General features: G+C 52.2%; 11 protein-coding genes and 1 pseudogene. 8 read left to right on the forward strand and 4 right to left on the reverse strand.

The window, feature by feature from the left end; translation table 11 throughout:
• Both FFS64_RS25710 and istB read left to right on the forward strand, forming a co-directional pair.
• Nucleotides 1–286 (forward strand): annotated as a pseudogene (locus FFS64_RS25710) (IS21 family transposase); the annotation flags it as partial.
• Nucleotides 279–1082 carry an IS21-like element helper ATPase IstB gene (istB, locus tag FFS64_RS25715; protein WP_086944292.1) on the forward strand — a complete coding sequence of 268 codons (804 nt, stop codon included), beginning with the start codon at nt 279–281 and terminating at the stop codon, nt 1080–1082. The pseudogene FFS64_RS25710 and the gene istB, both read left to right, overlap by 8 nt.
• Nucleotides 1083–1235: 153 nt before the next feature.
• On the opposite strand, the gene FFS64_RS31350 is transcribed toward istB, so the two are convergent.
• The gene (locus FFS64_RS31350; protein WP_171017136.1) at nt 1236–1595 is read right to left on the reverse strand and encodes a hypothetical protein; all 360 of its coding nucleotides are present in this window, start codon (nt 1593–1595) and stop codon (nt 1236–1238) included.
• 284 nt (nt 1596–1879) lie between these two features.
• On the opposite strand from FFS64_RS31350, the gene FFS64_RS25725 reads away from it, so the two are divergent.
• Nucleotides 1880–3013, forward strand: a complete 1134-nt coding sequence (locus tag FFS64_RS25725) for a hypothetical protein (RefSeq protein ID WP_057978587.1) — start codon at nt 1880–1882, stop codon at nt 3011–3013.
• Between the two features lie 71 nt (nt 3014–3084).
• Here FFS64_RS25725 and dnaB (FFS64_RS25730) read toward each other — a convergent pair whose 3' ends face one another.
• The 3 genes from dnaB (FFS64_RS25730) to FFS64_RS25740 all read right to left on the reverse strand — a co-directional run bounded on the left by dnaB (FFS64_RS25730) (nt 3085) and on the right by FFS64_RS25740 (nt 6699).
• Entirely contained in the window at nt 3085–4482 is a 1398-nt protein-coding gene (gene dnaB, locus FFS64_RS25730) for a replicative DNA helicase (RefSeq protein ID WP_010466543.1), read from the reverse strand.
• A 64-nt stretch (nt 4483–4546) separates the two neighbouring features.
• Nucleotides 4547–6070 carry a replicative DNA helicase gene (gene dnaB, locus FFS64_RS25735; protein WP_010466541.1) on the reverse strand — a complete coding sequence of 508 codons (1524 nt, stop codon included), beginning with the start codon at nt 6068–6070 and terminating at the stop codon, nt 4547–4549.
• Nucleotides 6071–6210: 140 nt separating this feature from the next.
• Entirely contained in the window at nt 6211–6699 is a 489-nt protein-coding gene (locus FFS64_RS25740) for a hypothetical protein (protein WP_137807676.1), read from the reverse strand.
• Nucleotides 6700–6840: 141 nt separating this feature from the next.
• On the opposite strand from FFS64_RS25740, the gene FFS64_RS25745 reads away from it, so the two are divergent.
• From FFS64_RS25745 to FFS64_RS25770, 5 genes are all read left to right on the forward strand, one after another.
• Complete coding sequence (locus FFS64_RS25745) at nt 6841–7062, forward strand: hypothetical protein (RefSeq protein ID WP_125919913.1); 222 nt, start codon at nt 6841–6843, stop codon at nt 7060–7062.
• A 78-nt stretch (nt 7063–7140) separates the two neighbouring features.
• Nucleotides 7141–9255 carry a type I DNA topoisomerase gene (topA, locus tag FFS64_RS25750; protein ID WP_057978585.1) on the forward strand — a complete coding sequence of 705 codons (2115 nt, stop codon included), beginning with the start codon at nt 7141–7143 and terminating at the stop codon, nt 9253–9255.
• 95 nt (nt 9256–9350) lie between these two features.
• Complete coding sequence (locus FFS64_RS25755) at nt 9351–9815, forward strand: hypothetical protein (protein ID WP_010466537.1); 465 nt, start codon at nt 9351–9353, stop codon at nt 9813–9815.
• A 284-nt stretch (nt 9816–10099) separates the two neighbouring features.
• Entirely contained in the window at nt 10100–10291 is a 192-nt protein-coding gene (gene csrA, locus FFS64_RS25765) for a carbon storage regulator CsrA (RefSeq protein WP_010466533.1), read from the forward strand.
• A gap of 150 nt (nt 10292–10441) precedes the next feature.
• Nucleotides 10442–10765, forward strand: coding sequence for a hypothetical protein (locus FFS64_RS25770; protein WP_057978584.1), 324 nt, complete (start codon nt 10442–10444; stop codon nt 10763–10765).
• The last annotated feature ends 61 nt before the right edge of the window (nt 10766–10826 follow it).

The raw sequence follows: 10826 nt of genomic DNA on the forward strand, positions 1-10826 counted from the left end.
TCTCAAACGGAGCCTGAGACGTCACAGCAACGGTGATCGAATCATGACGCAGGTGCTCGCTGCCGTGCCCATCGCCGGTCTCGACCCGGTGCTGGTAGCGGTAGAACTGGTGCTTGAGTCGGGAAGTCTGAGCGCCGATCACATCCTGAATGTTCTCGCCCGACTCACCGCTACAGCACCACCGCCTTCCGTAGAAACCAGCCTGCAACTCAAGGTGGCTCCCGTTGCCAACACGGCCCGATATGACCAACTCCGTACAACAGATGAGGAGAGCCGCAATGCGTGACTTGATGGCAGAACTTAAAGAACTGCGTCTGCATGGCATGGCGCAGGCTTGGGAAGAACTGGCGGCCCAGGGAGAAGCTTCGACGGCATCCTCGAAATGGCTGCTTGAGCATCTGCTCCAACAGGAGCAGGCAGATCGCGCCGTGCGCTCTGTGAATCATCAGATGAACATGGCAAAGCTCCCCATGCACCGTGATTTAGCTGGCTTTGACTTCAGCGCTTCCAGCGCTGATGCCCGTCTGGTCAAGGAATTATCCAGCCTTGAGTTTACGGAGACTGCGCAAAATGTCGTGTTGATCGGTGGGCCTGGAACCGGAAAAACACACCTGGCCAGTGCCTTGGCCGTGTCCGGAATCACCACTCATAACAAACGAGTACGGTTCTTCTCCACGGTCGATCTGGTCAACCTGCTGGAGCGTGAAAAGTACGATGGCAAGGCAGGCCGAATCGCCCAGGGACTGCTTCGGACAGACCTGGTGATACTCGATGAACTTGGGTATTTGCCCTTCAGTCAGAGTGGTGGCGCGCTGTTATTTCACCTGCTTTCAAAACTGTACGAGCACACCAGCGTGGTCATCACCACCAACCTCAGCTTCTCGGAGTGGTCGAGTGTGTTTGGCGACGCCAAGATGACCACAGCGTTGCTGGATCGGCTGACACACCACTGCCACATCGTCGAAACGGGCAACGAGTCCTACCGCCTGCAACACAGCACCTTGGCCGCCCAGACAAAGATCAAATCGCGTGAACGAAAGCGCAAGGACGAAGATGGTATCGAGGACGATGAGCCGTTTTGATCTGCACCGTAAACACCCTTCCGCATGCCTGCATGCGGTGGGGCCCGATGCGTCTTCAATCAAGACACTACTGCTAAGCTTATCCACAATTGCTGGGACAAAAATCAGCAATCCGCCCTGGGTCAATTTTCAATCGGCAGGGTGGGTCAGTTTTCAATCAGCGCCAACAGCCTCACACGCGCTGGAGCCGTATGACAAATACCCCAGGATTGGCCCAATGACAAAGCCAATACAGATTGCGAAAAGAACGGCGTGACCACGGTGGAGGCTAAATGCATCTTCATGATCAGAAACCACATCGGCCCCTACGCTACCTCTCCCACTCCGTTTTTCGTCGTGCTCGAGTAGCTCACCATTTGCGGGTTGAATCTTTGACTCAAGCAGTCTTGAGATATCGCTCAGGATCGCAGCAAGACCATCGATGGACTTCACGATGCTCTTGATACTGCGAGCAGGTTCATTTTTCCGAACAAAGATGGTCATAAATCGTCGTCTTGTCTGCACACCGTTCATAGCTACTCCTCGGCCATTTGGAATGCATAGACGGTAAACACAATCAACCCCAAACAGCGGCCTATTTGGTACCAATCACGGGTTCGATACACGATCTGTACTATGAGATTTCTCGATAAGGTTGCGACAAAAGCTCCGTTGGTTATCGAAGCACTGGTTTCACGCCCCTAGCCAGACATTCAGAAAATGAGCGTTATCGGACGATGACGATACTGATCTGGTCCAAGCCGGCTCCACGGTTCCTGCACTCACCGAGCAATCACAACTTTCAAAGAAGCTGACTTATGACTGATCACGAAAAACTCACCGATAGCATTACGACAGACCATGGAACTCAGAAGTCGAATGATCTACAAAGCTTCGCGGAAGCAGTAGCGGAAAGGGATCAATCACTTGTCGGCGAAACGCAGATGACGTGGCTGTCGCCTCTTCTGATCGAGGAGGAGGAAGGCTTCAATGAGCGCGACTACAACCTTCCGCACACCATCGCGCATATTGAGATGCTTGCCAAAGCATGGGCCCAAAGCGCCCAGATGAAACCAATCGAAGTACAGGTCGTTGATGGCCGATGCTTCGTTCGAGATGGGCATTGCCGCCTGCGAGGAGCCCGCTTGGCAATCAGCCGGGGGGCTATGATCAAACGCATACCCGTGATCGAGCTCAAAGGAAACAACCAACTCGCTAGCGTTCGAATTCTGACCTCGAATGAGCAACTCAAACTGACAATTATGCAACGGGCCAGAATCTACCAGCGGTTGCGCAGTTGGAACTGGGATGACCATCAGATAGCCGAGCACATAGGTAGGACCTCTACCCATGTGCGGGAGACCCTTCGCCTTCTTTCACTGCCGGCGCAGATTCAAACCCTTCTCGAACAAGACGTAATAAAGCCACACCTCGCGTTGGACCTCTACCGCAAATACGGTGATGAGAGCGTTGAGATCATCATGAGCTCCTATCGTAAGCGCCAGGAAGAGATTGAGGGTGCGGTCCCACTACAGCTGGCCATTGATCAAAGTTCCAATACCGATGCTGGCGATTTTCGGCATGCAGCTCCAACCAAGGCCGGCAAGGAGGAATCTGAGTCACTGCAAGATGGGCAGAATGCAGCTCAGGTGGCGCCAGCGATACCGAGAAAACAGATCAAACTGACGAGTAAAAACATCGCCGTACCTACCAGGCGAATAGGCAAAAAACTGGTTACCAACATGACATCCTCTATGACGGGGATTTCGCAAATCATGCGCAAGACGGCTGTGATTGACCCAAAGGGCGGCACCGTTGCAGTGGCCATTCCAGTCGAACTGTACGAACAGTTCCTCCTAGTTTCAGATGAAGCTGCGCGGCATCGAAAAGAGGAGCCTAAAAGCTCTGCAGGCGATCAGGAGAAACAAGAAAACTTGAGCCTTGCGAGTTGATTCGCTAATTCAAAAAAAAAACGCCCTTTTGAGGGCGTTTTTCATTGGTAGCATGGGACAGCCACCTTGTATCACTCATCGTCGTCGAAGTTATAACTGCCTGGAGCCAGGTTCTCGAACCGGGTGTATTTACCGATGAAGGCTAGGCGGATAAAGCCGATCGGACCGTTCCGCTGTTTGCCTATGATGATTTCGGCAATCCCTTTGTGCTCTGTTTCCGGGTGATACACCTCGTCGCGGTACACGAACATGATCACGTCAGCGTCCTGCTCGATTGCTCCAGACTCTCGTAAGTCGGAGTTCACCGGCCGCTTGTTCGGTCGTTGCTCCAATGAACGGTTGAGCTGGGACAACGCCACTACCGGGCAATTGAATTCCTTGGCCAGGGCTTTAAGGGATCGGGAGATCTCGGAAATTTCGTTGGTCCGACTGTCGCCGCTAGAACCTGGAATCTGCATCAACTGCAGGTAGTCGATCATGATCAGGCCGACTTCTCCGTGTTCACGGACCAGACGCCGGGTGCGGGCGCGCATTTCCGACGGGCTGATGCCCGCGGTATCGTCAATGAACAGCTTGCGATTGTTTAGGAGATTGACCGCCGACGTAAGCCGCGGCCAGTCGTCGTCCTCCAGTTGGCCAGAGCGGACCTTGGTCTGGTCGATGCGACCGAGGGATGACAGCATACGCATGATCAGTGACTCGCCTGGCATCTCCAGCGAGTAAACCAGCACAGCTTTCTCACTACGCAGCACTGCGTTTTCCACCAGGTTCATCGCAAAGGTGGTTTTACCCATGGACGGACGACCAGCAACAATGATCAGGTCAGACGGCTGAAGGCCGCTGGTCTTTTCGTCGAGATCGGTGTAGCCCGTCGACAGTCCTGTGATAGCACTCTCGGTGTTGAATAGGGTGTCGATACGATCAATGGCTTTGGTCAGTAGCTCATTAACATTTACCGGACCACCGGTTTTTGGACGAGCCTCTGCAATCTGGAAAATCTGTCGTTCCGCCTCATCAAGGATTTCTTCGGCGGTACGACCTTCGGGGTTGAAAGCGCTGTCTGCAATTTCGGTGCTGATACCGATCAGCTGGCGCAAAGTCGCACGCTGGCGAACAATCTGCGCATAGGCCTTGATGTTGGCAACGGACGGGGTGTTCTTAGCGAGTTCAGCAAGGTATGCCAAGCCTCCTACTTGCGAAATTTGACCTTCCTTGTCCAATTGTTCAGACAGGGTTACGACGTCGATCGGCAAGTTCTGATCGGCAAGCTTGGCGATCGCTCGGAAGATTAGGCGGTGATCATGACGATAGAAATCACCATCGGAGACTTGATCGAGTACGCGCTCCCATGCGTTGTTGTCCAGCATCAGACCACCGAGTACAGACTGTTCTGCCTCAATAGAGTGAGGCGGAACCTTTAACGATGAGGTCTGAAGGTCGAACTGGGAAGAGTCAGTAATTTCATTCATGAGCGTCTTCTACTTTAACGAGTTGGAGGCTTTCGTTGACGGTAAGTGAGATTCACGTTCTGAGCTATGGAGTACGCCGTCTAGCTCTTGATGTCTTACTCCGACGTTCTTTCTCTGTCTTCACAGCAGTCGCAACGACATGTGCGTTTACACGTCCAAGCCTTGGGTTTCTAATAACCTGCGGCACGCCCATCTCTGCATCAGTAAAATCGTGCGAGCCAGGCTTGAGGTGCTCAAATCGGGTATATCGACCATCAAAGCCCAATCTGACGAAGCCAATGGGGCCTTCACGCTGCTTCCCAATAATGATCTCCGCTGTCCCTTTGAATCTGGAGTCAGGGTTGTAGACTTCATCCCTGTAAACGAACAGGATTACATCGGCGTCCTGCTCAATCGCGCCAGACTCACGCAAGTCAGAATTAATCGGCCGCTTGTTGGGGCGCTGCTCCAACGAACGGTTGAGTTGGGATAGCGCCACAACTGGGCAGTCGAATTCTTTAGCCAACGCCTTCAGCGAACGCGAGATCTCGGAGATTTCGTTAGTTCTATTGAACCCACCTGCTCCTGGCACCCGCATGAGTTGCAAGTAATCAACCATTATCAGCCCGATTTCACCGTGCACGCGGCGGATTCGCCTCGTTCTTGATCTCATCTCAGAGGGGCTAAGGTTGGCCGTATCGTCGATAAATATACGGTCATGCTGATTAATAATTTCCGCCGCACTGACCAGCTTGGGCCAATCCTCATCTAGCAACTGGCCAGACCTGACTCGTGACTGCTCTATGCCGCCGATGGAGGAGATCATGCGGCTAACCAGCGTGTCTCCTGGCATCTCAAGCGAATACACCACGACAACCTTCGCTGATCGTTGTATTGCGCTTTCCACGATGTTCATCGCAAAGGATGTTTTGCCCATCGACGGTCTTCCGGCAACGATTACAAGATCAGCAGGCCGAAGATAATTGAGGCGCTTATCCAGATCCTCAAATCCGGTGGAAAGACCAACAGCCTCCCCACCAGATTGATTCAACGTGTTAATTGTATTTACAGCTTTACTGAGGAGCTGCTCCAGTCGAACCGGTCCCCCCTCCTTCGGCCGCGTACCTGACACAGCCAAAATCGCTTGCTCCGCCTGATGTACTAGATCGTCAGAAGACTTACCTTGTGGTCTGAGTGCGCTCTCTTCGATGTCATCACATGCCTTAATGATGCTTCGAAGTTTTGCGCGTTCGCTGATTACACGCGCGTAAGAGACGATATTGGCAACAGACGTAGTATTTTCATACAAATCGCTCAGGTAGCTGGGACCGCCGGCGTCCTCCAGGTGACCGTTCGTTTCAAGAACGTCGTGTAGTGTTACCACGTCCATCGCTGCACCTGACTCAGCCAGGAACTCGAGAGCCTTGAATATCAGCCTATGATCACCACGAAAGAAATCATCTCCGGCCAGATAACCTGAAACCCTCACCCAAGATTGATTGTCACGCAGCAGCCCGCCCAAAACTGCCTGTTCTGCCTCAACAGAATGCGGTGGCTCCTGATTGGATAACCCGACAGCTTCGGATGGGGTGAATAGGAGGTCGTTCAAGCGGTTGGCCTTGGTAAGTTGAGTCTTGTTGGATGGTTGATCAGGGCACGGCCCGGAAGATTAGCACGGCAGAAGATCAACAACCCGCCAGAACCCAGACCAACAGTCGGGGGCAAACTCGCACCCTAGAAGCCATAGAGCTACCGGATCTTCCTACCCACTGGGCAGTTAAGTCGTTTAGCGCAGCCGATGCATGACGCGGCATTTGGGTGCGTTGGACGCGCCCTCAGCCCTTCTGAACGCAGAAACCAATAACGATTCCAAAGGCTGATGATTTGACTGCTGTTCAGTAGCTGTACTGGCTTGTACTCAGTACCTCGGGGAGTCACACAGCGAACAAATCCAGTAGCGGAAACAGGGTAGTTCACACCAAACAGTGCAGTGGACTGACGTGCCAGAATGAATGCATAGACACTCAACTGAATCACGTCCTTCATGTACACCCGTGCAATTTTTCGCCGCTTTGTATCGACGGCAATCAGCCAACCACGGGCAAGGAACACTTGATCCCCACGGCCATGCAAAGGGACGGGGATTTCAGTCGATAAATTGCGTTCAGACAGCACTACCTGCGCACCACGCAGTTGCTCTGGTAACGCCTCTCTCCAAGTACCTATCCCGTTGCTCATCCTGTCACCTTACCCACTTCTTATATCCAAACTATCAGCCTTTGGTGATTTGCAAGCCCAAAGCTACGAACATGGAAAATTGCATTTTTGCAGACCTGTGCGAAGGTAGTTTTGAAAACGATTCAATGAATGAGGTGAGTGATGGCAGAACGAAAAGGACGGCTCCATCCGCATTCCGTTTCGGCAACAGAGCTTTCCAAGCTTGGACACTGTGAGCTGATGGTGGCGTTAAATATTCAGGATGACGGAAACAGAGATAGTGCTGAGGCAGCACACAAAGGCAACCAGGAACATGATCGTTTCCATCTCCGTGCAGTACTGAATGCGGGTTCAGCAGCAGAGGTTGAACGTCTACATCGGTAACGGGGTTGGGATCGAATAGCCGCCCCGTTCACCTAACGTCTTGGCATTGTGGTCTCAATCAATAGGAGACCCGCCATAGTGTTTGATCTGGTCGTTGTAGAGTCGCCAAAAAAGGCGAAAACAATTGGAAAATACCTCGGTGAGAACTTCAAGGTAGCGGCTTCAGCTGGACATATTCGTGATCTTCCGACACGGGAGATGGGTGTCGAAGCACCTCACTTTCGCCCCCAATATGAGGTGTACGACGAAAAGAAGAAAACCGTTGGCTGGTTAAAAAAACTAGCGCAGGAGGCCCGATCCGTTTATCTCGCTACCGACCTTGATCGCGAAGGTGAAGCGATCGCCTGGCACCTTCTTGAGGTGCTCAAGCCAAAGCATCACAAAAGAATGGTTTTTAACGAGATCACAAAAAAAGCACTACTGGCCGCGATCGAAAACGCAGGCCAAATTGACATGGCAAAGGTCGCAGCCCAAGAGGCAAGACGCGTTAGCGATCGAATTGTCGGTTACACGGTCTCTCCCCTTCTTACAGAACTGACTTCAGCTCCTACCCACCTTTCCGCTGGCCGAGTGCAAAGCTCTGCCCTCCTTTTAGTGGTTGAGCGGGAGGAGGCTATCCGGGCATTCAAGTCAGTTGACTATTACAAGTTGTCTGTAGGATTCCCTTGGCCAGGGAAAGAGGAAGGCTGGAAAGCCCAATGGTTACATAAGCCGTTTCAACAGGCATCGCAAGTAGCGGTTACTGAGGTTTTCACTCAGCTTGATGTTGTACGCGGACTCGAGGATGCAATCAAAAAGCTACCCGTCTTCATGGTTTATAAGGTTGAGTCGAAAGAGGCACTTCGAAATGCCCCTCCTCCATATACAACCTCGACCCTTCAACAAGCGGCAAGTAACTCCTTAGGAATGGAAGTCGACGACACCATGAAGCGTGCACAGTCGCTTTTTGAAGCCGGTCTGATCACCTACCACAGGACTGACAGCGTCAACCTTTCCGAGGAGGCCACGACGGTAATCAGGGAGTGGCTGACCTCAAACAAATATCCAGTACCAGACAAGCCGAATAAATGGTCATCAAAAGCTGATGCTCAAGAGGCTCACGAAGCAATTCGACCTTCAGATGTGGCAAATCTGGAAGCAGGTGAATTTCCAGCCGACAGCCCAGAGGGAAAGCTATACAAGCTTATTTGGCAGAGAACGATGGCCAGCCAAATGCTCCCAGCCAGATACAACGCCAAAAAGATTCTTTTACTCTCCGCAGTGAAAGTCGCAGACCAACACCTCCAATTTTTAGCCACCGGCAGAACACTTACGTCGCCTGGTTGGTTAGCACTAACCCCCGAAGATGCCGCCGTCGAGGTTGGTGAGGATGATAATGAAGAGGCGAATGCTCTCCCAGAGATCGCTGAAAACGCGCGACTTCAATGCAAGGAGCTCAGTGTTACGCAGTCTGCTACCAAGCCGCCGCCGAGGTTTACTGACGCCTCACTGGTAAAAGCACTGGAATCACACGGGATAGGCAGACCGTCGACTTATGCCTCCACCATGGCCACGTTGTTTAAACGGTCCTACATAAGCAAGGAAGGTAGAAAGCTATTCGCCACCGAGCTTGGCATGGGAATCATCGGCCTTACACGAGGGCGCTTCAGCTTTGTGTCCCTTGATTTCACTCGCATGATGGAGGGTGCCCTCGACCAAATTGCGCAAGGCCAAGCCTCCTACATCGGGGTAGTTGCCTATCAGCACGATTTGCTCCTTAAGGAGGTCGCCCGAATCAAGGCCGATCCCACGATTACAGCCCTCGCCCAAGAAAAGCGGCTTTTGATGTTCGGTCCTCAACAGACCTGCCCTATCTGCAAAGTAGGCGAAATGAGACGGCGCGGCTCCTCCACAAATGGGTTTTGGGGTTGCTCAAACTATCCCACCTGTACAGCTACATGTGGTGAAACAAAGTCTCGAGGAAAAGCACCTGCACCAGACTTGGCCTCTATTAGACTCAAAAGCACAGGCTCGGAAGCATCCAGCAAAGCTGAGCTGGTCAAGTCGGATGAGAAATGCCCAAAGTGCAAAAAGAACCATTTAGCCTTAAGAAACAGTAACAACGGACCATTCTGGAGCTGTCTCGGGTATCCGAAGTGCAAATTCTCCACGAACGATGACGGCGGCAAGCCCGCTGTCGGTTCTGGGAAATAATCGTGATTCGCCCCATTTCAAGGGGCGAATACATGAAACAGCGGCAGCCGAAGATTTGATAATCCGCACCACGAATGGATCATCGGAAAAAAGTTATGTGCATCGACGCCGCGATTGCGGTTGCCAGCTATTCATCTGCCAATCACAGACTTCCAATTGAGATTGGTATCGCCACGGGACATAACACGCTCAATATCGTAATCAGGCGGGTTCCTGGCCAAATTGAACTTCATGAAGAGCACGAGGAGGCAGTCGGCCTCAGCTCCATCGAAATGGATGCTGTAGGCCTTTCAGCCGAAAAGGCCTGTGACCTCATAAATGAGTTTCTGGTCGGCGGCATCGTCGGTTGCAGAGACTCAAGGGAGAAAGAGGCCCTCGAGTGCCTTTTCCAGCTGGCCAAGCAAGAAAAGGAATTCCAACTCCATGAGCTTGGTAGCTTCAACATCATTGCGCCAGCGTGTGAGGACAAGTCTTGTGTCGAGATGGAAGCCAGGATGCTGGTCTTCATGGCTAAACAACATCGCTCAAGGAGCCAGACATGCTTCGTAGCCACGGCCTAACTGGTGAAGTACGAGAACAGCTGCAGAGACTTGTTGATTTAACCGCTGCACTTGAGCGAACCCAGACGAAGATTCTGTACGGGCATCAGCCCACACCCGATGACTACCAGATGCTTGGCGAGGGTCGACGTGAGTTCGGCGACTTACTGTCAGCTTTTGAACTACTCCCGCCGACGTCGAAGAGCTAGTTGCATACGTAAGAACGTAGGTTATTAGTAGTTCAACACTCAACAGACGCCCTCAATTCACAAGGGGCGTCGCTCATACCGAAAGGATCGGAAACAATGCTCATACTCTCCCGCCGCGTTGGCGAAACCATCTGCATCGGCGATGACATCAAGGTCACCGTATTGGCTGTTAGCGGTAACCAGGTACGAATCGGCATCAACGCAAAACGTGACACCCCAGTCCACCGTGAGGAGATCTATCAACGAATTCAGTCCGGGACGGGTTACCAGGACAAAATTTCTGCGTAACATGTACTGAACACTCAAGCCGGCCATGCGCCGGCTTTTCTATTTTTGCTGACCGCAAAAATACTCGTCGCAGCAATATCCGTGTAAGGGCGGTAAAATCGCTGAGACACGCAAGCGTCACGCCCTTTTTTCTGTTGCGAGAAATCTACTATGAGTAAAGACCTGACTGAAGAGGAGATGCGCCAAGCGCTCTTTGGCAGTAGCCAGAACAGTCAACCGTCACAGAGCGAAAAACCGGCGCCGGTTGTCATTCCTCCGGCAAAGCCAGCTCAGAAAGCCAAACCTACCGCAAAGCCGCTCTCCCCCAAATTAAGGGTCACACTGCACGTATCGAGAGAGTATGAAGGCCAGATTGACGTGTTCGTCCATGACGCGAACACCATCAGTACCTTCGTTGCTGAGCAAGAGGCAAAGAACGAGGCCAAAAAGAAGAAATATAAGTACTTTGAAGTGGTGTCGACAAAACCCATCTAGTCAACTATCCATTCGCTTGCGTCGTCCGAGGGACGTCCTAGGCGCGTTCGGCCTCACCACC

The organism is Pseudomonas sp. G(2018), assembly GCF_005502415.1.
Taxonomy (GTDB): domain Bacteria; phylum Pseudomonadota; class Gammaproteobacteria; order Pseudomonadales; family Pseudomonadaceae; genus Aquipseudomonas.

Excerpts from the sequence above, each read along its gene's own strand:
- FFS64_RS25755 (WP_010466537.1), top strand. The coding sequence starts at position 9,351 with ATGTGCATCGACGCCGCGATTGCGGTTGCCAGCTATTCATCTGCCAAT.
- FFS64_RS25745 (WP_125919913.1), top strand. The coding sequence starts at position 6,841 with ATGGCAGAACGAAAAGGACGGCTCCATCCGCATTCCGTTTCGGCAACA.
- FFS64_RS25725 (WP_057978587.1), top strand. The coding sequence starts at position 1,880 with ATGACTGATCACGAAAAACTCACCGATAGCATTACGACAGACCATGGA.
- dnaB (WP_010466543.1), bottom strand. The coding sequence starts at position 4,482 with ATGAATGAAATTACTGACTCTTCCCAGTTCGACCTTCAGACCTCATCG.
- FFS64_RS25770 (WP_057978584.1), top strand. The coding sequence starts at position 10,442 with ATGAGTAAAGACCTGACTGAAGAGGAGATGCGCCAAGCGCTCTTTGGC.
- csrA (WP_010466533.1), top strand. The coding sequence starts at position 10,100 with ATGCTCATACTCTCCCGCCGCGTTGGCGAAACCATCTGCATCGGCGAT.
- FFS64_RS25740 (WP_137807676.1), bottom strand. The coding sequence starts at position 6,699 with ATGAGCAACGGGATAGGTACTTGGAGAGAGGCGTTACCAGAGCAACTG.
- FFS64_RS31350 (WP_171017136.1), bottom strand. The coding sequence starts at position 1,595 with ATGAACGGTGTGCAGACAAGACGACGATTTATGACCATCTTTGTTCGG.
- istB (WP_086944292.1), top strand. The coding sequence starts at position 279 with ATGCGTGACTTGATGGCAGAACTTAAAGAACTGCGTCTGCATGGCATG.